We start from the raw sequence: 22,504 nt of genomic DNA, 5'->3' as shown, positions 1-22,504 counted from the left end.
ACACGTTCCCGTGAAACGCGTCGGTACAATTCCGTTTCCGGACCCCCGCTTCGAACGTACTTGCGGGATTCGAAACTGAGAAACCCCCGTGAGGGGCACGTTCTGACCCGGGAGATGGGGGCAACGCCGGTGGGACACCCGCGAATTCGTCCCCTTGCGCAGCACGGCCGGCTGCGGAGCGCGAGTCCCGTCGCCGAGGCATTCCGATTGATCGCGATCGGTCTCTGCGTCGTCCTGGTGGCGGCCTTCTCCGTCGGCGTGATCGCCGTCTCCCGCGTCGCGGGCTCGATCAGCGCCAATTCCGTGAACATCGGAACCGGCGGCGGACCGGTGCCGACGATCGGCGCCTATTCGGGTGCGGTGAATCTGCTGCTCGTCGGAAGTGATACCCGGAACGGGCAGAAGGGCCATTACGGCGACAATCCCGGCAGCACGTTGAACGACGTGACGATCCTCATCCGGATCAGCGCCGATCACACCAAGGCCACCGTGCTCAGCTTTCCGCGTGACCTCTATGTGGATGTGCCGGCCTGTCCCGATCCGGCCCATCCCGGGCAGATGCTCGCGCCCGAGACGGGCGTGAAGATCAACACGACGCTCGAGTACGGCGGCGTCGGATGCACCCGCGACACGATCGCGAACCTCACCGGGATGAAGATCCCCTACGTCGCCCTCATCACCTTCGACGGTGTCGTCGAGATGTCGAACGCGGTGGGCGGCGTGCCGGTGTGCGTCGCCAAGGCGATCAACGACGACTACACGGGGCTGCACCTGACCGCCGGCATCCACACGCTGCAAGGGGCTCGGGCGCTCGAGTTCCTGCGCACCCGGCACGGCGTCGGTGATGGCAGCGACCTCACCCGCATCAGCTCCCAGCAGGTGTTCCTGTCCGCGCTCGTGCGCAAGGTCAAGAGCAGCGCGACCCTCACCGACGTGACGAAGCTCTACGGGCTCGCCCACGCCGCCGGCGAGAGCATGGTGCTCTCCTCGACGCTCGCGAGCATCGACACGATGGTCTCGATCGCCCGGGCCGTGGCGCCGATCTCGCTGAGCCGGTTCGTGCTGGTGCAGTACCCCACGATCGTCTCCGGCGACGGCGTCACACCGAACACGGGCCCCGCCACGACCCTCATCGATGCGATCAAGGCCGACAAGACGCTGCGCCTCGCCGCGAAGCAGAAAGGCGCGACCGACGGGCAGGGGTCCGTGGTGCAGGGCGGCGGATCGTCGTCCCCGTCACCGAAGCCGACGCAGTCCTCGCCCGCGCCGTCGTCCTCCCCGTCCGCGTCGTCCGGAGACGGCGTGAATCTGCCCGCAACGGTGGTCGGGCAGACCGCCGCTCAGCAGACCTGCTCCGTCGGCAACGACCTGGGGAAGCGGTGACCTATCAGGCCACGGCGCCCGTGGGCTCCGCGATCTCGGCGACCTCGTCCTGTCTCCGCGCGGGCCCGAGGGAGAGCGACGCGACGAGCCCGAGCGTGAGGAACGCGGCCGCCGACCAGGCGGCGTAGGCCGTGCCGTCCGAGAACGCGGCCTTCGCCTCGGCGGCGGCCGGCGCGGTCCTCGGGTCGTGTGCCAGTCCGGCGATCGCGCCGCCGGAGCTGTTCACCACCCCGTCGACGAGCGGACCGCTGACGGCCGCGGGCACGCCCGCGTCGTCGAGCGAGTGCTGGAAGGTGAGCTGCGCTCCCGTGTAGAGCACCGTGCCGAGCACCGCGACCCCGAGCGCCGATCCGATCTGCCGCGCGGTGCTGGTGATGCCGGATCCCGCACCGGAGAGCTGCACCGGCACGTCGACGAGCACGACGGAGGTCAGCTGGGCCGTCGCGAGACCCACGCCGACGCCGTACACGAAGAGGCACGGCACGAGCCACCCCCAGCCGGAGCCCGAGTGCACCGCGAGCCCGGCGGATCCCACGCCCACGATCTCGGCCACGAGCCCGATCCGCACGACCGCGACGGGGCGCAGGCGCGCGCCGGCCGTCGCGGCGACGCCGCTCGCCGCGAACGAGCCGATCGCGAGGGAGATCAGCACGAGCCCCGTCTGCAGGGCTGTCAGCCCCTGCACGTTCTGCAGCCAGATCGGCAGCGACAGGATGAGCCCGAACTCGCCGAGGCTCACGACCATCGCCACGATGTTGCCGTTGCGGAAGCTCGGGATGCGCAGCAGGCCGAAGTCGACGAGGTTCGGCCGTCCGATGCGGGTGCGGTGCAGGCCGCGGAGGACGAAGGCGCCGAGCGCCAGGATGGTGATGGCGAAGGCCACCGGGATGGGGGAGAGGTCGAACGGCCACGACCACGACCCGAGCTCCAGGCGTGCGCTGGTGGTCCACCATCCGTACTGCCGGCCCTCGATGAGGCCGAACGCGAGCGAAGCGAAGCCGATCGCGGCCAGCAGCGCGCCGACCCAGTCGAGGGCGGTGCGCTTCTCCGAGCGCGACTCCGGGACGAAGAGCAGCGCACCGACGATGATCGCGGCGCCGATCGGCAGGTTGATGCCGAAGGCCCAGCGCCAGGAGTAGGCGGTGGTCAACCACCCGCCGAGCAGCGGTCCGACCGCGGCCATGCCGCCGATGGTCGAGCCCCAGACCGCGAAGGCGATGCCCCGCTCGCGACCGGTGAAGGTCGCGTTGATCAGGGAGAGGCTGGTCGGCAGGATCATCGCGCCGCCGAGGCCCTGCGCGACGCGGGTGAGGATCAGCTGCTGCCCCGTCGCCGAGAAGGCGGCCGCGACCGACGCGAGCGCGAAGACGATCGTGCCGACGACGAGCAGCCGGCGACGGCCGATGCGGTCGGCGATCGCGCCGAACACGAGCAGGGTCGCCGCGAACACGAGCGTGTAGGACTCCTGCACCCACTGCACCTCGGTGGAGCTGAGGTGGAGGTCGCGCACGATGTACGGCACCGCCACGTTCACGATCGTCGAATCGACCACGATCAGCGCCACGCCCAGGCTGATGGCCACGAGGCCGAGCCAGCGTCCGCGTGCGGAAGTCCCGTTCATCCCAATCCCTTCGGGTGCCGAATCCTTCGGTAGCCGAAACACTAGCGCATAGAATGGTGCCGTGAGTGAGGACGACCGGTCGCCGATGGCGGGAGGTGGGGCGCGTTCGAGCGAGCCCGAGACCTTCGCGCTCCGGCAGCTGCAGGTGGCGATGAGCGAGGCGCAGCAGGCCCTCGGCCGGCGGCTGCGGATGTTCCCGACCGACCTGGCGGCCATGTCCCACCTCGCGGCGTCACCCGGTGCGATGGGACCGACCGATCTCGCCGGCCGGCTCGGCCTCAGCCCCGGGGCGACCACGGAGCTGGTCGACCGGCTCGAGCGCGCGGGTCACCTCGTGCGGGAGCGGGATCTCGCGGATCGCCGACGGGTGCGGCTGACCGCCTCCGAGAGCGCCCGCGTCGAGGTGATGGACCGCCTCGGCGCGCTCATCGACGGCCTGGACGAACTCGCCGAGGAGTTCGACGACGACGAGCGCGCCGTGGTGCGGCGCTACCTCGAGCGGGCGATCGCGGTCTACCGATCCTACGCGGAGGACGAGGCCGGCTAGCGACCGCCGGTCGGCAGCCGCTGGGTCGTCGCGCCGCCCGCCCGCTCCGCCTGGCCGATCGCATCCGCCGTGCGGATGAGCGCGAGGTGCGACAGCGCCTGCGGCGTGTTGCCGGCCTGGCGGCGGTGGTCGGTGTCGTACTCCTCGCTGAGGAGGCCGAGGTCGGACGCGGCACCGCAGAGCCGGTCCATCATGGCCCGGGCGTCATCGAGGCGGCCGGACCTCGCGTACTGCTCCGCGAGCCAGAAGCCGCACGCGAGGAACGGGTTCTCGCCCGCCGGCAGGCCGTCGCCCGACTCGGCGGTGCGGTAGCGGAGCGGGAGGCCGTCCTGCATGAGGTCGTGCTCGATCGCGGCGACGGTCCCGAGCATCCGTGGGTCGTCGGGGGCGCAGTAGCCGACCTGGGGGAGCAGCAGCAGCGAGGCGTCCACCTCCTCCGAGCCGAAGTACTGCGTGTAGGTGTTGCGGCGCTCGTCGAAGCCGTGCCGCTCGATGTCGGCCCTCACCTCGTCGCGGAGCCGTTCCCAGCGATCCGCCGGCCCCTCGAGGCCGTGGTCGCGGACGCCGCGCACGGCGCTGTCGAGTGCGGCCCAGATCATCGCTCGGCCCTGGGTGTAGAAGTGCGGCTCGCCCCTCGCCTCCCAGAGCCCCTGGTCCTTCGTGCCGAGGTGGTCCTCCAGGAAGGCCATGAGGGCCCGTTGCAGCGACCACGACAGGGCCGTCTCCTTGATCCCTGCGCTCCGCGCCTCCTGCAAGGCGACCATGACCTCGCCGATCACGTCCGCCTGGTACTGCAGCGACGCCGCGTTGCCGACCCGGACCGGCGTCGACCCTTCGTAGCCAGGCAGGCCCGGGAGCACGTACTCGTTGAGCCGCCGCTCGCCGGCGATCCCGTACATGATCTGCAGGTCCTCCGGATCGCCCGCGATCGCGCGCAGCAGCCACTGCCGCCAGTGGTCGACGACGTCGCGGTAGCCGTGGCGGACGAGGACCGAGATGGTGAGCGAGGCGTCGCGCAGCCACACGTAGCGGTAGTCCCAGTTGCGTGGACCGCCGAACTGCTCCGGCAGCGACGTGGTCGCGGCCGCGACGATGCCGCCGGTGACCGCGTGCGTCAGCGCGCGGAGCACGAGCAGGCTCCGGTGCACCTCCTCGCCGTACGGGCCCTCGTAGGTGTTCCGCTTCGACCAGTCCGACCACCACCGCCTCGTGCTGCGGAGGGCCTTGTCGATGTCGGGGGCGGGCGGCACGGGCTTGTGCGAGGCGAACCAGGTGAGGCTGAGGTCCACCGTCTCGCCCTCGCCGATCTCGAACTCCGCGACGTGCTTCGTGTCGACCGCGTGCAGCTCCGGTCCGCGGACGACCACCGAGTCCGGCCCGGCGGTGGCGACGAGCGCGGCCGGATGGGCCGCCCGGTCGCGCGTGACCCACGGCACCGCTTCGCCGTACTCGAAGCGGATCTGCAGCTCCTCGCGCATCACCGCCCGGCCGCGGATGCCGCGCACCCGCCGGATGAGGTTCGGCTCGCCGTCAGTGCGCGGCATGAACTCGAGCACCTCGATCTCGGCCTCGCCGGTGTCCCAGCGCGTGACGAGCGTGAGGTCGTGCTCGCCGTAGTGCCGGGTCGCCGTGGCGCCGACGGCCTGGGGCGCGAGCAGCCATCGGCCGTTGTCCTCGTTCCCCAGCAGGGAGGCGAACATCGACTCGGAGTCGTAGCGCGGGAAGCAGAGCCAGTCCACGCTGCCGTCGATGCCGATGAGCGCACCCGTGTAGCAGTCGCTGACGAAGGCGTAGTCCTCGATCCGGGATGGCATGTCAGCAGTCTCTTCCCCGGCAGCCCGCATCCGATGGGGGTTCCATGTGAACGCTGCTGCGCATCATCCGAGCCGGACTCGTCGTTGAGCCCGGACTCGGATTCCATCTGCACAATAGCAAACGTTGCAGTAACGCAAGCATCAGACCAGCAGGAGGAAGCATGAGCAAGGGAGTGGCCGTCGTCACCGGCGGCAGCGCCGGACTCGGCCGGGCGATCGTCCGCGAGCTCGCCGATCGCGGCTGGGACGTGGGCATCCTCGCGCGTGGCGAGGACGGCATCGAGGGGGCAGCGGCGGACGTGCGGGCGACGGGCAACCGCGCCCTCGCCGTGCCGACGGATGTGGCGGATCGGGCAGCGGTGGAGTCCGCGGCCGACCGGATCGAGGCCGAGCTCGGGCCGATCGACGTGTGGATCAACGACGCGATGGTCGGCGTGTTCGGCGAGTTCGCCTCGACGGATCCGGACGACTTCGAACGCGCCGTGCACGTGAACTTCTTCGGCTTCGTCAACGGCACCCGCGCCGCGCTGCACCGGATGCAGCCCCGGGGCCGGGGCAACATCGTGCAGGTCGGCTCGGCGCTCGCGCACCGCGGCATCCCGCTCCAGGCGGCGTACTGCTCGTCGAAGCACGCCATCAAGGGCTTCACGGACAGCCTCATCACCGAGCTGCGCCACAACCACTCGCCCATCACGGTGTGCGAGGTCGACATGCCGGCGATGAACACCATGCAGTTCGACTGGGTGAAGTCGCAGCTGCCGCACCACCCGCAGCCGGTGCCGCCGATCTACCAGCCGGAGATCTGCGCGAAGGTGGTCGTCGACACCGCCGAGAAGCCCCGGCGCCGGGTCTGGGTGGGGGAGCCGACGGTGTTCACGATCGTCGGCAACCGCGTCTCGTCCCGCTTCGCGGACTGGTATCTCGCCCGCACCGGGTACAAGGGCCAGCAGGCGCCGGACCTGCACCAGCCGATGATCGGCCCGAACCTCTACGAGCCCGTGTCGGGCGACCGCGGCGCGCACGGCGCCTTCGACTCGCGGTCGATGACGATCACGCCGCAGACCTGGGCCATCCGCCACCGGCAGCTCGCCTACGCAGCGGCTGCGGCGACCGCCGGAGCGGCGCTCGCGGGGGTGCTCGCAGGCATCCGCAAGGCCGCTTGACCGCCTCCCCATCGCGCCGTTCCGGAGAAACCGGGCGACACGCCGCCGCTGGGAGCGCCCAGGCGGCGTGTCGCGCAGGAACTCCGGAACGGCGCGATGGGGTCAGGCCGTCGCGCCGCCGATGAGCAGGCCGAGCAGGTAGGTGACGGCCGCGGCGCCGTACCCGATGAGCAGTTGGCGCAGCCCACGCGCGAGCGGCGACGCGCCCGACAGCAGGCCGACGATCGCGCCGGTGGCCAGCAGCGTGATGCCCACGAGGCCCGCGGAGACGAGCACGGCGGGCCGGCCTTGCATCCCGAACAGGTAGGGCAGCACCGGTACCGCTGCCCCCGAGGCGAAGAAGCAGAAGCTCGATACGGCGGCGCCGAGCCCGGTCCCCACGGCCTCGTGCTCGTCGACGTCGGCCGCGACCGCCGGGACGCTCGCGACGGTGCCGCGTCCGGCGAGCACCTCGACGGCGTGCGCCTCCGCCTCCTCGGCGCTCATCCCGCGTGAGCGGTAGAGCAGCGCGAGCTCGTTCTCGTTCACGTCGAGCTCGGGCAGGATCGTGTGCGCCTGGGGGTCGGGGGTGGATGCGGCGAGCAGCTCCCGCTGCGAGCGCACCGAGACGTACTCGCCCGCACCCATCGACAGGGCGCCGGCGAGCAGCCCCGCGAGGCCGGTGAGCAGGATCACGTGGGTCGGGACGCCGCTCGCGCCGACGCCGAGGATGAGGGACAGGTTGCTGACGAGGCCGTCGTTCGCACCGAACACGGCAGCGCGGAACGAGCCGGACAGCCGGTTGCGGCCGCGGGTGGCCAGCGAGCGCACGACCTCCTCGTGCAACCGCTCGTCCGCGGCCATCGTCGAGGTCGCGTCCGGGTCGTCGGCGTACGGCGAGCGGCCCTCGGCGCGCTGCGCGAGCGCGAGCACGAACACCGACCCGAACCGCCGCGCCAGCAGCCCGAGCAGGCGGGTGCGCACGTCGCCGCGCAACGGCCGCCCGGCGTGCGGGCCGAGCAGGCCGAGCCAGTGGGCCTCGTGGCGGCCCTCTGCATCCGCGAGCCCGAGGAGGATCTCGCGCTCCTCGCCGGAGCGGCGGCCGGCGAGGTCACGGTAGACGGCGGCCTCGGCGCGCTCGTCGGCGAGGTGCTGCCGCCACCGCCGGATGTCGGCGGGGGAGGGCGGCCCAGGCTGAGGGGTCGTGCCGGCTGCAGCGATGTCGGGACTCCGGTCGAATCGGGCGCCCGCCCCTCAAGCGGACGGCGTCGGTCTGGCCGAAGGTCTCGCTCGCCCTGATCGCGGGTAGTGCACCGGGCCCGATCGGGCCGGTATGTCGACGCACCGCCGCGGCACGCCGCGGGAGCTACTCCCCTTCGCGATCCAGGGTAGCGGGAGCCGTGGAGGCGTGTACCCCGTTCTGGGGGCGACCCGCCGCGTACCCTCGCGGACCCCGGTGGCGATTACGGCTGTGGAGGCGTGGGGACGCCTCCTCCACCACGAACCACCAAGGGGAACCGATGTCACTCTTCACCACGTTGATCGGCGGCAAGCTGCTCGTCGGCGCATTCGCGGTCGGCTCGATCGCGCTCGGCGGCACCGCCGCAGCGGCGTGCACCGGCGCGCTGCCCACCACCCTGCAGGAGCAGGCGCACGTCTCGTTCGGTGCGCCCGCGCCCCAGGGCGAGGGCGCCCAGGGCGACGGCGCCGCACCGAGCCAGACCGAGAGCCCGGCCCCGACGGAGTCCGCGGACCCCACGCAGTCGCCGGAGCCGACCGAGACCTCGACGCCGGAGCCGACCGAGACCGCGACCCCGGAGCCGACCGAGACCTCGACGCCGGAGCCGACCGCGACGCCCGACCCCGCCACCACGGGGGCGACGACCGTGACCGTCGTCCCGGTGCCGGCGAACGCGCACGGGCTCTGCACGGCGTGGAGCCACCACGGCCTGCCCGTCGGCTCGACCGGCTACGCGCACCTCCTCACCGAGGTCGGCGGCACGGACGCCGACATCGCCGCCTGGTGCGCACCCCGCCTGGCCGGCCACGTGAAGCACGAGGGCTCGGAGGCGACGGACGGCTCGCAGAACGGCAGCGACGACGCGAACGAGAGCGACGGCGGCTCGAGCACCGAGCGCCACGGCGACGGCAACGCGATCGGCCACGGCGGCTCCGGCGAGCACGGCTCCGGCGCGACGACCGGCTCGGGCGCCGCCCAGGGCGACAACGAGCACAAGGGCTCCGACGCCGGTTCCGGATCGCACTCGGACTGGGCTTCCGGTTCGCACTCCGACCGGGGTTCCGGCTCCCACTCGGACTCCGGCTCGGGCTCCGGCACCGGCGACTGACCGAGAACCGCGGAGCGCCGCCCTTCCCGGCGGGCGCTCCGCGGTTATCGTCCCGCACGAGGAGGTGGCCGGTGAGCGCCGAGGGGAACCGCAAGGGCCCGGCGGACACCCATGCCCTCGTGTTCACCACCGCCTACCGGCGCTTCTCACCGGTCGTGCTCGGCTACCTGAAGGCCCGCGGCGTCGAGGACGCCGAAGCCGTCACGCAGGACGTGTTCCTGGCGCTCTATCCGCGGCTCGCGGAGCTGACTGGAGGGATCGAGGGGATGCGCACACTGCTGTTCTCGATCGCCCACGCCCGCGTGGTCGACCACCATCGGGCGAGGACCCGGGCTCCCGAGGTCGTCGAGTACGTGCCGGACGAGGACCTCCGCACCGCTGGATCCGCCGAGGACGATGCGCTCGCCGGCTCGGCCGGCGTGCTCGGGCACCTCGCGCACCTCAGCGACGAGCACCGCGAGGTGCTCGCCCTCCGCGTCGTCGCCGACCTGTCGCTCGAGGCGACCGCCGCAGTGATGCAGCGCTCACCGGGCGCCGTGAAGCAGCTGCAGCGGCGTGCGCTGACCGCCCTCCGCGATCGCGTCTCCGCCCCGGAGGTGCTCGCATGACCCGCCTCGACGACGACCTGCTCGCGCTGCTCGCGGAGTCCGACCTCGACGACGAGCCGGAGCTGGGCGGCCTGCTGGCCGACCTCAAGGCGCTCGGCGCCGGCCCGGTCCCGGCGCCGTCCGCGGCGGTGGACGCGCTGCTCGCCGGCTCCGGGGCCGGCGCGGCCCAGCGCGGACGACACTCCCGCCGCGGCGTGATCATCGGCGTGCTCGTGCTGGCGTCGATCGGCACCGGCGTGACGGCGGCCGCGGCCGACCCCGACTTCCGGACGGGCGCCGCCGGCGCGGTGGCGGCGGTCGTGGAGGTCGTGCATCCGCATCCGGCGGCCGCCGCCCCTCGTCACCGGCCCCCCGCCGTGGTCGTGCCCGTGGCCGAGCCGAGCCCTGCCGTCTCGCACGAGGCGGATCCGGTCGCTCCGCCCGCGGTCCCGGTCGTGCCGCGGCCGACCCGGCAGGTCGCGGCCCCGGCCGCTCGCACGGGCGGATCCGGCGACGTGCAGGAGCACGGCAGCCCCGCGGGGCGCGAGGGCGACGGCTCCGGTTCCGGTTCCGGGAACCCGTCCCACGGATCCGGCGGATCCACGGGGTCGGGCAGCGGCTCGGGCGACGAGGGCGCCAAGGGCGGGTCCGGGTCCGGTGAGGGCGGCCACGGCGGTCGCGGAAGCGGCTCCGGGTCGGGCAGCAGTGGTTCCGACGGCTCGCACGACGGCGGGTCCGGATCGGGCAGCGGCGGTTCCGACGGCTCGCACGACGGCGGCTCCGGCCGATCGGGGTCCGGCGGCTCCGGCGGCGGCGGTGACTAGTTCGAAGGCTCCGGGGTCACCCTGGTCGTCATCGTCAGGCCGAGCCCGCCCTTCTGCGGCTCGGTGACGAACCGCACCGAGATCGGCCCGAGCTCGGCGAGCGACGCCACGTGGGTGCCCCCGCAGGGGATCCGCGCCTCCCCGTCCGGCAAGGCGCACACCCAGGTGCGACGGCCCGTGAGCCCCTGGTCGACGCGGTCGATCCGCACCGGCGCACCCGTGCCGATCCAGTCGCGCAGCGTCGCCTCGACGCGGGCGGAGAGCACCTCGGTGTCGTCGAGGGCCGACGGATCGAAGCCCTGCTTCCGGAGGGACCTGCCGACCCGGTAGGTGTCCTCCGAGCCGTAGCGGCGGATGACGGAGCGGTCGACGGCGAGTCGGTCGAAGGCCGGCGCGCCGAGGTCGTCGGTCGGCACCGGCTTCGACCAGGCGCCCGCGAGAGCGTGGTCGAGCGCGAGGGACGCGAGGTGGCAGGCGGTGTGCCCGACGGACAGCGCTGTCCGCAGGTCGGTGTCGACCGCGGCGCGCACGGCCGTCCCCGCCGTCAGCTCGGTGTCGGACGGCGTCACGTGCACGACGGCGAAGGTCCAGCCCTCGGTGCCGGGCCGCACCGGCATCGCGTCACCGACGGCGAGCTCCTCGCCCTGGGCGGCGCCGATCAGCACGTCGAGCACGGGCCACTCGTCGTCGCCGGCGACGAGCACCCCGCGGTCCGGGCCCTGGTCCGGCCATGCGAGATCCAGCGGATGGAACGGCGTGCGGTCCAGCACCACGCCCACCCGGCCGTCGGGGAGGGGCTGTACATGCAGCACGACGGCGTCCGCCGAGACCGTGCCGTCCGGGAACAGGACGATGGTGTCCGAGTCGGGAAGCGTCACCCGTCCACGCTACTGATCCCGGGCGTCGGGGAGGGGTCGGCCCCTCGGCGTTCCTGGCGGCGCTGTTCCTAGACTGACGAGCCTCATGGACCGCTTCCTGGATCGCTCGTCGGCGACCATCGCCTACGACATCGAGGGTCCGGACCGCGGCCCGGCGCTCATCGCCACCCACGAGCCGACCGGCAGCCGTGCGGACGAGGACGCCTGGGGCGCGTTCGACTGGAGCGCCGTTCCGGCCTCGGGCGTCCGGCTCGTCCGCTACGACACCCGCGGTCATGGCCGATCGACGGGCGGGGTGGAGCCGGCCGACTACCGCTGGCCGGCGCTCGCCGCCGACCTGCTCGCGCTGGCCGACACCGTGTCGCCGGACGCCCCGGTCGACCTGCTCGGCGTCGCCACGGGCTGCGGCACCGTGCTCCAGGCCGCGACGACCGCCCCGCACCGGGTGCGGCGGCTCGTCCTCGTGGTGCCGCCCGCCGTCGGTGCCGCACGCGATCGCCAGGTGGAGCTCTTCCGCGCGGCCGCGGACCTCGCCGAGGTGCGCGGCATCGACGCGTGGACGCGCGCCGCGACGGCCATGCCGCCCGTCCCCGTGCTTCAGGAGGGCGGATGGCATCGTCGCGAGCGACCTTCGGTGCCGGAGGAGCTGCTGCCGCTCGTCGTGCGCGGGCAGGCCGACAGCGTCTTCCCTTCCGACGCCGTGCTCGCGGGGCTCACGCAGGAGGTCCTGATCCTGGCGTGGACCGACGACCCGAGCCACCCGGTGGACGGCGCCGAGCGGCTCGCCGCCCTCCTCCCCGGCGCCCGGCTCGAGGTCGCGACCGATGTGCCGACGGTGGCCGCTTGGGGGCGGCGTATCGCGGAGCTTCTCACAGAGGAGACGGCGGGCGCGGAACGCGACTGAGATCCGCTCAGGAGGTGCGGGCGATCAGCGCACGGTCACCCGGCTGCTCTGCACCTGCGGCGGCTGCGTGGTCGGCGCCGATCCGTCCGCGGCGCTGATCCGCTTCAGGGCGGCTGCCCAGAGCTCCTCCTCGATGCGCCCCGCGAAGTCGCGCAGGCGGCTGAGCTCGCTCTCAGCCATCTCCCGCGGCTCGGGGTCCCAGATGCAGAGCGCGCCGATCCGGTACCCGTCCCAGGTGTGGATGGGGTAGCCGGCGTAGAACCGCGCACGCTTCACGAACGCCCGCTCCCGCACCCGCGCGTCACGTTCGGCGTCGTTGATCAGCGTGAGCCCGTCCGAGCGGATGGTCACATCGCAGTAGGAGTCGCCGCGGGGGGCGACCAGGGTCGTGTCCTGCGTGGTCGAGGCCTGCCACTGCAGGTCGTGGTCGATCACGTTCACCGCGGCGCCGGCCGCGCGGAACACCACCTTCGCCTGTCGCACGAGGAAGTCGATGATCTCGTCGCGTTCGGCCGGGTCGAGCCGCATCGTGTCGAGCGCCTCCTGGCGCAGCGGTTCGAGATCCGGCAGCCGCCGGAACGCCTCGGCGGTGGTCGGCGACACCCAGCCGTCGGCCTCGGCGAGCTCGAGTCGCAGCCGCTCGACGACGATCTCGCCCCACGCCTGGTAGGCGATGGATGAGAACCGGCTCCCGAACCCGGCACGGTTGGTCGGGGGCATCAGCTGCTTGAACCGCACCCCGAGGGAGGTGAGCACGCTCTCGCTGATCGCCGTGTGATGCTCCGCGGCCGACCTGACGCGCCGGGACCGCTCGCCCACGACGTCGAGCATCGCGAGAGCGGAGTCGTAGACGAAGATCGGGGCGCGGTCGGCCACCTCGGCCGTCAGCAGCCGTGCGAGGGCCTCCATGTCCGTCGAGAAGCGGCTCGCGCCGGTGCGGTTCGCCGCGTGGTGATCGCCGAGCACGACGATCACCGAATCGAAGCGGTGCAGCCGGAGGCCGAGCAGGCCGGTTGCGGCGCGCTCGCTCGTGGGGTCGGCGTCGACCACCACGGTGAGGTCGACCCCTCGGCCCGAGCGGGCGGCGAGCCCGTCGGCGACCGCGCCGGGCAGCCCGGCGTTGTGCGTGGGCAGGCCGAGGCCGGCCAGGATGCCGCTGCCGAACATCAGCAGCTGGAGCGGCGCGCGGCCAGGACGGTGGACCGCCGCCACCCGGTCCGGGAAGACCTCGGGCAGGGTCTGATGACGGGGGGCGGTTGAACGATCCAAGGCGCACTCCTCTTTCATCCGGCGATCTCGAAGGAAGACACCCGGACGCGCCGCGAGCGGGGCGCTGGGGACCGGGTCGCACGCTAATCGAGTCATCACCGAAACGCGGGTCCCACTCCGGGTGGCGCGGAACCCGCGGGACCCCCGGATGTGGGGGGGCGCCGCACTGAGCGCGCCGACCCGTTCCGGGGCCGGGGGAACCCCTGCCACCCGAACTGGCGCTGGAGGGTGCCTGCCTCGCGCCTCCAGAGTGAGCGCGGCGAGGGCTGCCGACCCGAGCAGACCGCCCGACCCCACGGAGAACCATCGTGCGCTTCACGACCGCGCTGCACACCGCCGCGATCGCCGCGCTGCTGACCGCCCTGCTCGCGCAGCCGGCGCTGCCCGCCGCGGCGGCCACCCTCCCTGGCGGCACACCGGCCGCGCATCCGGTCGGCGGCTTCGTCCGTGGCGGATCCGCCGTCGCGCCGAACACGGACGGCCTGAAGGCCGCGCCGCGAGCCGGGCGGATGCGTGCCTTCGCCGCGACGGCGCTCCCGGACACGGACAGCCTGCGTGGCCGCAGCGTCGCGCCCGGCGACCAGAAGCAGGTCGGCTCGTGCGTCGCATGGGCGATCGGCTACTCGATGCTCGGCTACTACAGCGCGTACAACGGCAGCAGCACGACCTATGCGCCGATGTACCTCTACTCGCAGATCGGCCACGGGGAGGATGGGGGGTCGACGACCGCCGACGCGTACTCGGTGCTGATGAGCCAGGGCATCGCCCCGCAGTCGAAGTACCCGCAGGGCGACTACGACTGGAAGCACAAGCCGACCAGCGCCGAGCGTGCCGTGGCGGCCACCGCGAAGACGACCGCGCCGCACTACCTCTACAGCGTGCCCGGGAACGGTGGCCCCGGCGCCGGCGCCCGCACGGCGATCGAGACCGCGATCCACGAGAAGCACCCGGTCGTCCTCGGCATGCCCGTCTTCGGGGCCTTCGAGCGGCTGGACGCCGCGCACCCGGTGCTGCACGCCGGCAGCATCACGCCCGGGAGCTACCTCGGCGACCACGCCGTGCTGATCGTCGGCTACAACACGACGGGCGTCGTCATCGAGAACCAGTGGGGCACCCGCTGGGGCGCCGACGGCTACGCCACCCTCGACTGGGCCTTCGTCGAGCGCTACACGTACGAGGCGTCGTGGATCTACGGATTCCGCAGCAGCCTGTCGACGGTGCCCGGCCAGGTCGACGGCTTCACCGCTTCGGTCCAGAACACGGCTGGGGCGAGCACGTCCGTCAGCGCGAGCTGGACCGGCACCGCCTCCTACGAGGACGAGGCCTGGAACCCTGTCGCCGGCTACACCGCCACCCTCACCGGCGACGACCACTCGACGCAGACCGTCGACATCGACGACCCGTCCGTCACCTCGGCGCGCTTCACGGACGTGCCCGACAACGACGTGTCGTACACCGTGACGGTCGTCGCGAAGGACCGTTCCGGCTCCGGCGACCCGCAGACCTTCACCTTCCAGCCGAGCGCGTATGCCGCGGATGAGACCGTGCTGACCGACCCCGTTCCGGGTGCCGCTCGCGCGACTCCGCCGATGCCCACCATCAAGCCCATCCCGGCGCTGGCCCCGGGAGCTCCGGCGACGGGCTGGCCGAGCCTCTCGGCGGCCCACATGGGGATCGCCTGGCGGAAGCCCTCGTTCAGCGGCAACAGCACGATCACCCAGTACAAGGTGTCGATCGTCGGCAAGTCGGCCGGCCGGGTGCGCTACAGCCACAGCTGGTCCGTCTCCTCGACGCACCGCTCGCTCGTGACGCTCCTGCGGACCGTGAAGCACCACGCCTCGAGCACCGTGCCGCAGCACCTCTCGACCTACGTGCTCTCCGTCTGGGCGAAGAACAAGGCAGGCAGGTGGAGCACCGCGACCGTCACGACCATGACGGTGAAGTGGCACTCGTCCGGGCCGTACTGGTACCAGGACCAGCAGAGCTGACGCGATCGGCTTCGCGCGAAGCCGCGGCGGGGTCGGCGAGGATGGACGGGTGATCGACGACCGCCCCGCCATCGGCATCCCCGTCCGCCTCCACGCGGAGGACGGCACACCGGATGCGCTCGTGGCAGCCGTCGACGAGCTCTTCGCCGCGATCGTCGGCCTCGTGCGCCGCTCCGGCGCGGAGCCGGTGCTGCTCGAGGCCGGGTTGCGCGGGATCGGGGACTGCGACGGCTTCGTCGTCCCCGGCGGCGGCGACGTGTCGCCTGCCCGCTACGGCGGCCCCGCCGACGACCCGACGCTCTGGGGCGTGAGCGCTGAGCAGGACGAGCTCGACGTCGCGGTGCTGCAGCACGCGCTCGACCACGGGCGCCCCGTGCTCGCGATCTGCCGCGGGATGCAGCTGCTGAACGTCGTGCTCGGGGGCAGCCTGGAGGTGGACGTCGCCGAGTCCTCGGTGGTCCATCGGCTGCCCGCCGCTGCTGAGTTCGCGTTCGCGGTGCACGACGTGCAGGTGGAGCCCGGCAGCCGTTGCGCCGCCGCCTACGGCTTCGCGCCGGCGCTCGCCGTGCAGTCCGGGCACCACCAGGCGGTCGCGCGCATCGGCAGCGGCCTCCGCCCCACGGCCTTCGCCGCCGACGGGCTCGTCGAAGGGGTCGAGACGGAGGACGCCGGCCGCTGGGTGGTCGGCGTCCAGTGGCATCCGGAGGTCGCGGCCGAGGAGCAGCGGCTTCCGCTCTTCATCGCCCTGAAGGAGGCCGCCGAGCTCGGAGTCACCGCGCTTCGGCGATGATCGCCTCCGCGATCTGCTTCGAGCGGATGCCGTCGTCGACCTGGATCGCCGTGGTTCCGAGCGAGAAGACCACCGAGCACTCGTTCGGGCTGCTGCTGCTGGAGCAGTCCGTCAGCGCGTGCTCCCCGGCGACCTGGTTCGCCAGCGTGACGGGCTTCAGCGGGCCGCGGGCCTTCGGATCCGCCGCCATGGCGGCGACGGCCCCGGCCTGATCGGGCGCGATCGTGATCTTCGCGGTGCTGTTCGGGCCGGTGCCCGAGCCGTTCACGAAGCAGGAGGACACGCCGATGCGGTGCTCCGCGGCGCCGGCGATCGAGTCGGAGACGCTGTCGGGGTACCGCGGGTCGGCGTAGGAGGTCGATCGGACGCCCATCGCTGCCGCGAGCGGGCCGGGCTTCACGAACGTCCGGCAGTCCGAGGTGGCGCGGGTGCCGACGTGCGAGGGGAACCGCAGCTGCGCGGCGCTCGCGTGCTGCACGGTGGCGAACACGGCTGCGATGGCCGGCCCGGCGTTGGTGAAGAGGGTGTCCTCCGTCTCGCCGGCGAAGACCGAGGTGCCTTCGGCGAGTCCGACGGTGAGCAGGTCGACGCGGACCCAGCTCGACCCCACCGCGGCGGATGCGCCGCAGCCGGGGTCGCCGCAGGTGGCGGCCGCCGAGATCCCGGCGAAGACCCGCCGCTTCGCGGTCGGGGCGTCACCGAACATCTGCGCGCTCCAGTCCTTCGCGGCGCCGGGAAGCACGGCGGCGTTCACCACCACGTCATCGGTCGCGGCGCCCTCGCCGGCGATCCGCCAGGCGCAGCTGAGGCCGCCGGCGCCCTGCACCGCGGTCTCGGCGGTGATCGTGCCTCCCGCCGTGCTGGTGACGCTCACCGTGCGATTCGCGGGGGAGTGCGGACCCTGTGCCGCCGCGAGCAGCTGCGCGTGGGTGAGGAGGTCGTCGCACCTGAGCGGGGCGCTTGCGGTCGCCGCGCTCGCCGTCGGAGTGGGCGACGGGGACGCGTCCGGGGTCGCCACCGGCGCGGCGGATGCGCCCGGGCCGCCGGGCGTGGCCGGCACGGCGTGGCTGCACCCGGCGAGGACGCCCACGGCGAGGGCCGTGACGGCTCCGAGCAGAACGGGATGGCGGTTCATGTCGATCTCCTGGTGGGGGTGGCGCGCGTCAGTGCGCGTTGTCCTGGCCGGTCTCGTGCACCGAGAGGCCGTGGCATCCGGCGGTGCGCCAGTCGTACGGTGCGTCGGTCGACGGCCCGTACATGGCCTCCTGATAGCCCTGCAGCTGCTCCGGGGTCAGGCCGCTGTCGCCGTACGTCGTGCCGGTGCCGCGCCCCACGCTGATGGGGTCGAAGAGGTAGCCCTTGCTCGCCATGCACTGCTTGTCGAGCCAGGCCTGCTCCTCCCAGATCGCGCCGTTCGTGGGGTCGCCCATCCCCCACGAGGTCGCGACGACGTAGGAGTGGAGCTGATCCCTGGTGATGTCGTGCCACCCCGCGTGGGTGATGAGCTGCGTGGTCCCGCTGGGAGCCGGGTCGGGCGCCGTCGTCGTCTGCGCAGGGCTTGGTGCGACGGGCGACGGCGACGGGTCCGGGGTCGTGGGCGTCGGCGACGAGGTGACCGGCGTGGTGAGGCCGGTGTCCGGCCCGGTGCCGTGCTTGGGGGCACCGGCAGGCGCCGTGTGCGGCGCCTCGCCGAGCACGAGCGCGGTGGCCGAGACCGCGACGACCGCGATCGACACGAAGGCGGTCACGAGGCCGGTCCCCAGCGGGTGGCGGCTCGTGGATCGTGCCGTCGAGGTGCGGTTCGGGACCGCGGTCGCCTCGACGCGGTCGATGAGCAGCCGGCGGAGCGCGGCGTCCCGGTCTGTGGTCACAGGCTCAGAGGCCATGGGTGATTCCTTCGAGGGGTGATGAGGCGAGGGAGCCGAACCGCTCGGCGAGGCGCTTCTTCGCGCGGTGCAGCCGCGACTTGACGGTGCCGGGGCGCACGCGGAGCGCGGTCGCGACCTCGAGCTCGGACCAGCCCTCGAGCACGCAGAGGGTCAGCACCTGCTGGTCGGCGAGCGAGAGCCCGCGGAGCGCGATCACGACGTCCGGCTCGTCGAACGAGTCGGAGTCCTGGTTCGCGTGGCTCGGCGGCGGGAGCTGCGCGAGCAGCGCCTGGTAGCGGCGCCCGCTGCGCCGCACGTTGTTCGCCACGTTGGTGGCGGTGAGCAGCAGCCACGGGATCAGCGACCCCTGCACGACCGGGATGGTGGCCCGCTTGCGCCACGCCTCGAGGAAGACGATGGCCACCGCGTCCTCGACGTCCTGCGTGCAGGTCAGCAGTCGCCAGAGGTGCCGCTGCACGCGAGGCCGATGGCGGTCGAAGATGCGGCCGAAGGCCTCACCGTCGCCCGCGATCGCGCGCCCCCAGTCGTCGGCGTCATCCGTGCTCACACCTATGAAGTGTCCGGCAGGGGCCGATCGGTTCCCGGAGGACGCGACGTGTTCTCGCGCGTCCGGATTCCGGACGGATGCGCGCTGCGCGTCAGTTCAGCAGGCCGCGCGCCTGCTTCGCGGTGAGCACCCGCATCACCGAGGCGTTCACCTGCTTCGTGAACGTGGTGCTGGTCTTCATCCGCGCGAGGATCGCCGCGATCATCGCCGGCGCATCCGCGGCCTTCACCGTGAGGACGATGTCCCCGCCGGCGCCCACGAACCGCCAGGCACGGGATCCCACCGAGAAGGAGGCGACCTGCTTCGCGGCGCCGAGGTCGTCGCTGATGACGACGCCGGTGAAGCCCATCGTCTTCCGCAGCATCCCGGTGATGATCGGCGGCGAGAACGCGGCCGGCTCCTTCGCGTCGATCTTCTCGTAGATCGCCGTCGAGATCATCACGAACGGCACGTGCGCCTTCACGGCCGCGGCGAACGGCTTCAGGTAGGCGCTCGTCGTCGTGATGTGCGTGTCGGTGACACCGGCGGTCGTGTCGGTGTTCCCGGTGACCTGGCCGAGGCCCGGGAAGTGCTTCGCCGTCGCGTCGACACCCCCTGCAGCCAGTCCGCGGAGCACCGCGGTGCCCTGCGTCGTCACATCGGCCGCGTCGTGGGCGTACTCCCGGTCGAGGTCGCCGATCGGTGGGTTGTTCCTGTCGCCCAGTGGCACGGTGTCGAGGACCGGAGCCAGGTTCACGTTGATCCCCGCGGACTTCAGCTGGGCGCCCCAGGTCGTCGCCCAGTGCTGCAGGGAGGAGGTGTACCAGCCGCCCTGGACGAGCGCGGTCGAGTAGTCGGTGAAGCCGGGCCCCTGCATCCGGCGCACGTAGCCGCCCTCCTGATCCGTGGCGACGAACAGCTTCAGGTGTGCCGGCGCGCGCGCCTGCAACGCCGCGGTGACGCCGTGCTCCTGGGCGATGCTGAGGTGGCTGGTGCCGTCGAGGATGACGGAGCCGATGTGCTCCTGCGGGATCGCGGAGAGGCAGCCGGGGCCGGCGGAGGTGCTCGAGCAGCCGATCATGATGAGCTGGCCGACCCGCTCGGCGACGCTCATCGAGTCGAACGCGGCCTGCGCCGGGCTGGTCGCGGATGCGACGGCCGCACGGGCCGGTCCTGAGGGGGCTGCGGCCGCAGTCATGGCCGGGAGGAGCGCCGCCGTGCAGAGAACGGCGACGCAGGCTGCCGAAGCCCTGTGCTTCATCTGCGAAAGGTAGTCCCGAGACTTGCGGATGCGCCGTGAGTGCTGGTAGGCGAGAGTGGTTCTTGACGTGCAGTCGAACGGCTGCCTATCCTTCGCATAGGCAGCCATCCGGCTGCCGGTTTGGAGAAGCCATCATGGACGACGAGGTCTTCAAGGCGCTCGCCGATCCCTCGCGCCGGGCGCTGCTGGACAGCCTCATGGAGCAGGACGGCCAGACGCTCAGCGCCCTCGGCTCCCGGCTCGCCATGGCCCGTCAATCGGTGAGCAAGCACCTCGAGATCCTCGAGCGGGCGAACCTCATCACGACGGTGCGCCGGGGCAGGGAGAAGCTGCACCACCTGAACGCCGAGCCGATCAACGCGATCTCCGACCGCTGGATCCGCAAGTACGACCGGGGGCGCATCGCCGCGCTCACCGACCTCAAGTCCGCATTGGAGAGCACCGCCATGACCGAGTCCGATTTCGTCTACACCACCTACATCGAGGCGCCGCCCGAGCTCGTCTGGCGCGGCCTGACCGACCCCGCCTTCACGCGCCGGTACTGGGGCATGGAGTTCGAGACCGACTGGACGCCTGGGAGCCGGTGGTCCGTGTTCCACACGAACCGCGGCATCCGCATCGGCGACGAGGAGATGGTCGTGAAGGAGTACGACCCGTACTCGCGGCTGTCGTACTCGTGGACCGCCTACACGAAGGAGTTCGTGGACTCGATCGGGTACCCGGACGGGATGGTGGAGCAGGCCGCGGCCGAGCCGCGATCCGTCGTCACGTACGAGCTGACCCCGAACGGCACGGAGACCCGCCTCACCGTGACGCACTCCGGCTTCCGGCCCGGCAGCGTCGTGCTGCCCGACATCAGCCGCGGCTGGCCGATCGTGCTGTCGGGGCTCAAGACCTTCCTGGAGTCGGGCCGGTACCTTCAGGTGGAGGGCGCAGAGGCGGTCGCCGGCTGATCGGATGGGGGCGCGACCGGCCGCTCCCGCAGCGCCCATCTCCCGCGCCTAGGCTCCGCGCATGGCCACTCGCCGCCCCTCCCTCGACGACCTCCGCGACACCCTCGGCCGCGTGGGTGATCAGCTGCGCAAGCCCGGCCTCGAGGGCGTCGAGGGGATCGTCGGCGACCTGTTCAGCGGCCGCGCCGCACCGGCGCGGCCGCTGCCGGTGATCCAGGCCGAGCTCGACGCCCTCATCGGGCTCGAGACGGTGAAGGAGCAGGTGCGGGGGCTCGTCGCCTTCCTGCAGGTGCAGGCCCGCCGCAAGGCCCATGGCCTGCCCGAGGTCGCCACCTCGCAGCACCTCGTGTTCGCCGGCAACCCGGGCACCGGCAAGACGACCGTGGCGCGGCTGCTCGCCGAGATGTACCGCGCGGTGGGGCTGCTGCAGAAGGGGCACCTCGTCGAGGTCGACCGGGCCGGGCTCGTCGGGCAGTACGTCGGCGCGACCGCGATCAAGACGGACCGGGTCATCCGCAAGGCGCTCGACGGCGTGCTGTTCATCGACGAGGCCTACTCGCTGGCCCCCGAGGGCGAGGGGCGGCTCGACTTCGGCCCCGAGGCGATCGAGGTGCTGCTGAAGCGGATGGAGGACCACCGCCATCGCCTCGTCGTGATCGTCGCCGGCTACCCGCGGCTGATGGAGTCGTTCCTGCTGTCGAACCCGGGCCTGCGCTCCCGGTTCGCCCGTGAGATCCGGTTCCCCGACTACTCGACGGCGGAGCTCGAGGCGATCTTCGGCACGATCGTCGCCCAGCACGAGTACACGCTCGCGCCGGGCGCGGACGAGATGCTGCGCCGCATCCTGTCGGGACTGCAGCGGGGCGACGAGTCGGGCAACGCGCGGTTCGCGCGGACGCTCTTCGAGCAGACCCTGAACCGCCAGGCGCTGCGCCTCGCGCAGGGTGAGGACCGGACCGTCGACTCGCTCGACCGCGACGAGGTCACCACCCTCACCGCCGACGACATCGCCGAGGCCGCCGCGGCGCTCGGCGAGTGGCGCGGCCCGGATCCCGGCCCGTCACGCTGGCGGCGCTGGCTCGGCTGACCGCTACGAGAGCGCGTCCGCCAGCTTCGGGCCCCAGATCATCCCGAGCTCGGCCTGGACGACCCGCGTGAGCAGCCGCATCCGATCGAAGTCGGACCGGTAGCCGATCAGCTGGTATGCGTTGATGCCGTCGATGAGGGAGATGACGTGCGCGGCGATGTCGTCGGCATCCGCCTGCGGGAACTCTCCGCTTCTGGCGCCGCGGCGGATCACGGATGCGACGAGCCCGTGCCAGGCGGCCTCGCCGTCCTGCACGGCGCTGCGCAGCCCCGGGTTGTGGCGGGCGAGCGCCCAGGCCTCCAGGCGGACGCCGTCGCTGTCCTCCGGGGCGGTCGAGAGCCAGCTGAGGAGCGCGCGCATCTGCTCGACGGGCGACGGGTTGGCCAGCACGGTGCGCCGGACCTCGGCGATCTCGGCGACGGCCGTCTCCCGGTACGCCTGCGCGGCGACCGCCTCGACGTCGAACCGGTCCGCGGGGACGCCCGCGGCGGCGGCGAGGCGCTGCGGCGTGATCGCGATCAGTCCGTCGCTGGCGAGGAGGGTCTTGGCGGCCGCGAGGATCTCCTCGTCGCCGACGACCCGGTCCTCGTGCTCCGCCGTCTTCGCGCGCTTCCGTCCCAGCATCGTTCTCCTCGCTCGAACGTCGGTGGCCGTGTCCGAGGCACATCTTCGCCCGACGTCCCTGTGATCGTG

Annotated in this window: 21 protein-coding genes; 11 read left to right on the top strand and 10 right to left on the bottom strand. The window is 72.6% G+C overall.

Features of this window, described 5'->3' with window-relative positions; translation table 11 throughout:
* Positions 1–207 precede the first annotated feature (207 nt).
* Positions 208–1,383 (top strand): LCP family protein, encoded by a 1,176-nt coding sequence (locus tag VIG76_RS08780; RefSeq protein ID WP_331953224.1) that lies wholly within the window; start codon positions 208–210, stop codon positions 1,381–1,383.
* 4 nt (positions 1,384–1,387) lie between these two features.
* Here the strand turns inward: VIG76_RS08780 and VIG76_RS08775 are convergent, their stop codons facing one another.
* Positions 1,388–3,004: a DHA2 family efflux MFS transporter permease subunit gene (locus VIG76_RS08775; protein ID WP_331953222.1), complete on the bottom strand. Its 1,617-nt coding sequence runs from the start codon at positions 3,002–3,004 to the stop codon at positions 1,388–1,390.
* A gap of 61 nt (positions 3,005–3,065) precedes the next feature.
* On the opposite strand from VIG76_RS08775, the gene VIG76_RS08770 reads away from it, so the two are divergent.
* Positions 3,066–3,551 carry a MarR family winged helix-turn-helix transcriptional regulator gene (locus tag VIG76_RS08770; RefSeq protein ID WP_331953220.1) on the top strand — a complete coding sequence of 162 codons (486 nt, stop codon included), beginning with the start codon at positions 3,066–3,068 and terminating at the stop codon, positions 3,549–3,551.
* Here the strand turns inward: VIG76_RS08770 and VIG76_RS08765 are convergent.
* A complete protein-coding gene (locus VIG76_RS08765; protein ID WP_331953218.1) occupies positions 3,548–5,365 on the bottom strand; it encodes a glycoside hydrolase family 15 protein in 1,818 nt (605 codons plus the stop codon). The genes VIG76_RS08770 and VIG76_RS08765 overlap by 4 nt on opposite strands.
* Before the next feature lie 161 nt (positions 5,366–5,526).
* Between VIG76_RS08765 and VIG76_RS08760 the strand changes: the two genes are divergently transcribed.
* On the top strand, positions 5,527–6,528 hold the full coding sequence (locus tag VIG76_RS08760; RefSeq protein WP_331953216.1) for an SDR family oxidoreductase: 1,002 nt from the start codon (positions 5,527–5,529) through the stop codon (positions 6,526–6,528).
* Positions 6,529–6,630: 102 nt separating this feature from the next.
* Here the strand turns inward: VIG76_RS08760 and VIG76_RS08755 are convergent, their stop codons facing one another.
* Positions 6,631–7,677 (bottom strand): VIT1/CCC1 transporter family protein, encoded by a 1,047-nt coding sequence (locus tag VIG76_RS08755; RefSeq protein WP_414640624.1) that lies wholly within the window; start codon positions 7,675–7,677, stop codon positions 6,631–6,633.
* Positions 7,678–8,027: 350 nt separating this feature from the next.
* Between VIG76_RS08755 and VIG76_RS08750 the strand changes: the two genes are divergently transcribed.
* From VIG76_RS08750 to VIG76_RS08740, 3 genes are all read left to right on the top strand, one after another.
* A complete protein-coding gene (locus tag VIG76_RS08750) occupies positions 8,028–8,855 on the top strand; it encodes an MSCRAMM family adhesin (protein WP_331953214.1) in 828 nt (275 codons plus the stop codon).
* 71 nt (positions 8,856–8,926) lie between these two features.
* A complete protein-coding gene (locus tag VIG76_RS08745; RefSeq protein WP_331953212.1) occupies positions 8,927–9,463 on the top strand; it encodes an RNA polymerase sigma factor in 537 nt (178 codons plus the stop codon).
* The gene (locus VIG76_RS08740) at positions 9,460–10,266 is read left to right on the top strand and encodes a hypothetical protein (protein ID WP_331953210.1); all 807 of its coding nucleotides are present in this window, start codon (positions 9,460–9,462) and stop codon (positions 10,264–10,266) included. Before VIG76_RS08745 ends, VIG76_RS08740 begins: the two co-directional genes overlap by 4 nt.
* Here VIG76_RS08740 and VIG76_RS08735 read toward each other — a convergent pair.
* Entirely contained in the window at positions 10,263–11,144 is an 882-nt protein-coding gene (locus VIG76_RS08735; RefSeq protein WP_331953208.1) for an alanyl-tRNA editing protein, read from the bottom strand. The genes VIG76_RS08740 and VIG76_RS08735 overlap by 4 nt on opposite strands.
* An 85-nt stretch (positions 11,145–11,229) precedes the next feature.
* Between VIG76_RS08735 and VIG76_RS08730 the strand changes: the two genes are divergently transcribed.
* A complete protein-coding gene (locus VIG76_RS08730) occupies positions 11,230–12,048 on the top strand; it encodes an alpha/beta fold hydrolase (RefSeq protein ID WP_331953206.1) in 819 nt (272 codons plus the stop codon).
* 24 nt (positions 12,049–12,072) lie between these two features.
* Here VIG76_RS08730 and VIG76_RS08725 read toward each other — a convergent pair whose 3' ends face one another.
* The gene (locus VIG76_RS08725) at positions 12,073–13,317 is read right to left on the bottom strand and encodes an SGNH/GDSL hydrolase family protein (RefSeq protein ID WP_331953204.1); all 1,245 of its coding nucleotides are present in this window, start codon (positions 13,315–13,317) and stop codon (positions 12,073–12,075) included.
* Between the two features lie 308 nt (positions 13,318–13,625).
* On the opposite strand from VIG76_RS08725, the gene VIG76_RS08720 reads away from it, so the two are divergent.
* Both VIG76_RS08720 and VIG76_RS08715 read left to right on the top strand, forming a co-directional pair.
* The gene (locus VIG76_RS08720; RefSeq protein WP_331953202.1) at positions 13,626–15,305 is read left to right on the top strand and encodes a C1 family peptidase; all 1,680 of its coding nucleotides are present in this window, start codon (positions 13,626–13,628) and stop codon (positions 15,303–15,305) included.
* A 49-nt stretch (positions 15,306–15,354) separates the two neighbouring features.
* Positions 15,355–16,095 (top strand): gamma-glutamyl-gamma-aminobutyrate hydrolase family protein, encoded by a 741-nt coding sequence (locus VIG76_RS08715; protein WP_331953200.1) that lies wholly within the window; start codon positions 15,355–15,357, stop codon positions 16,093–16,095.
* Here the strand turns inward: VIG76_RS08715 and VIG76_RS08710 are convergent.
* The 4 genes from VIG76_RS08710 to VIG76_RS08695 all read right to left on the bottom strand — a co-directional run bounded on the left by VIG76_RS08710 (position 16,076) and on the right by VIG76_RS08695 (position 19,771).
* Positions 16,076–17,230, bottom strand: a complete 1,155-nt coding sequence (locus VIG76_RS08710) for a hypothetical protein (protein WP_331953198.1) — start codon at positions 17,228–17,230, stop codon at positions 16,076–16,078. The genes VIG76_RS08715 and VIG76_RS08710 overlap by 20 nt on opposite strands.
* Before the next feature lie 28 nt (positions 17,231–17,258).
* On the bottom strand, positions 17,259–17,981 hold the full coding sequence (locus VIG76_RS08705; protein ID WP_331953196.1) for a hypothetical protein: 723 nt from the start codon (positions 17,979–17,981) through the stop codon (positions 17,259–17,261).
* Positions 17,971–18,531, bottom strand: coding sequence for an RNA polymerase sigma factor (locus tag VIG76_RS08700; RefSeq protein WP_331953194.1), 561 nt, complete (start codon positions 18,529–18,531; stop codon positions 17,971–17,973). The genes VIG76_RS08705 and VIG76_RS08700 overlap by 11 nt, the downstream gene beginning before the upstream one ends.
* A gap of 91 nt (positions 18,532–18,622) precedes the next feature.
* Positions 18,623–19,771: a glycoside hydrolase family 3 N-terminal domain-containing protein gene (locus tag VIG76_RS08695; RefSeq protein ID WP_331953192.1), complete on the bottom strand. Its 1,149-nt coding sequence runs from the start codon at positions 19,769–19,771 to the stop codon at positions 18,623–18,625.
* 134 nt (positions 19,772–19,905) lie between these two features.
* On the opposite strand from VIG76_RS08695, the gene VIG76_RS08690 reads away from it, so the two are divergent.
* Both VIG76_RS08690 and VIG76_RS08685 read left to right on the top strand, forming a co-directional pair.
* Positions 19,906–20,724: an ArsR/SmtB family transcription factor gene (locus tag VIG76_RS08690; protein ID WP_331953190.1), complete on the top strand. Its 819-nt coding sequence runs from the start codon at positions 19,906–19,908 to the stop codon at positions 20,722–20,724.
* A 61-nt stretch (positions 20,725–20,785) separates the two neighbouring features.
* Positions 20,786–21,811: an AAA family ATPase gene (locus tag VIG76_RS08685; protein WP_331953188.1), complete on the top strand. Its 1,026-nt coding sequence runs from the start codon at positions 20,786–20,788 to the stop codon at positions 21,809–21,811.
* Between the two features lie 3 nt (positions 21,812–21,814).
* On the opposite strand, the gene VIG76_RS08680 is transcribed toward VIG76_RS08685, so the two are convergent.
* On the bottom strand, positions 21,815–22,435 hold the full coding sequence (locus tag VIG76_RS08680) for a TetR/AcrR family transcriptional regulator (RefSeq protein WP_331953186.1): 621 nt from the start codon (positions 22,433–22,435) through the stop codon (positions 21,815–21,817).
* Positions 22,436–22,504: the final 69 nt, after the last annotated feature.

Source organism: Amnibacterium sp., from assembly GCF_036559085.1.
Taxonomy (GTDB): Bacteria; Actinomycetota; Actinomycetes; order Actinomycetales; family Microbacteriaceae; genus Amnibacterium.
Note: the sequence above shows the minus strand (reverse complement) of the source record. Positions and strands in the feature narration are given on the sequence as shown.

What these genes read in the sequence shown, in the direction of transcription:
- VIG76_RS08775 (WP_331953222.1), bottom strand. Translation starts at nt 3,004, where the DNA reads ATGAACGGGACTTCCGCACGCGGACGCTGGCTCGGCCTCGTGGCCATC.
- VIG76_RS08765 (WP_331953218.1), bottom strand. Translation starts at nt 5,365, where the DNA reads ATGCCATCCCGGATCGAGGACTACGCCTTCGTCAGCGACTGCTACACG.
- VIG76_RS08760 (WP_331953216.1), top strand. Translation starts at nt 5,527, where the DNA reads ATGAGCAAGGGAGTGGCCGTCGTCACCGGCGGCAGCGCCGGACTCGGC.
- VIG76_RS08750 (WP_331953214.1), top strand. Translation starts at nt 8,028, where the DNA reads ATGTCACTCTTCACCACGTTGATCGGCGGCAAGCTGCTCGTCGGCGCA.
- VIG76_RS08740 (WP_331953210.1), top strand. Translation starts at nt 9,460, where the DNA reads ATGACCCGCCTCGACGACGACCTGCTCGCGCTGCTCGCGGAGTCCGAC.
- VIG76_RS08730 (WP_331953206.1), top strand. Translation starts at nt 11,230, where the DNA reads ATGGACCGCTTCCTGGATCGCTCGTCGGCGACCATCGCCTACGACATC.
- VIG76_RS08710 (WP_331953198.1), bottom strand. Translation starts at nt 17,230, where the DNA reads ATGAACCGCCATCCCGTTCTGCTCGGAGCCGTCACGGCCCTCGCCGTG.
- VIG76_RS08705 (WP_331953196.1), bottom strand. Translation starts at nt 17,981, where the DNA reads ATGGCCTCTGAGCCTGTGACCACAGACCGGGACGCCGCGCTCCGCCGG.
- VIG76_RS08695 (WP_331953192.1), bottom strand. Translation starts at nt 19,771, where the DNA reads ATGAAGCACAGGGCTTCGGCAGCCTGCGTCGCCGTTCTCTGCACGGCG.
- VIG76_RS08690 (WP_331953190.1), top strand. Translation starts at nt 19,906, where the DNA reads ATGGACGACGAGGTCTTCAAGGCGCTCGCCGATCCCTCGCGCCGGGCG.
- VIG76_RS08685 (WP_331953188.1), top strand. Translation starts at nt 20,786, where the DNA reads ATGGCCACTCGCCGCCCCTCCCTCGACGACCTCCGCGACACCCTCGGC.
- VIG76_RS08680 (WP_331953186.1), bottom strand. Translation starts at nt 22,435, where the DNA reads ATGCTGGGACGGAAGCGCGCGAAGACGGCGGAGCACGAGGACCGGGTC.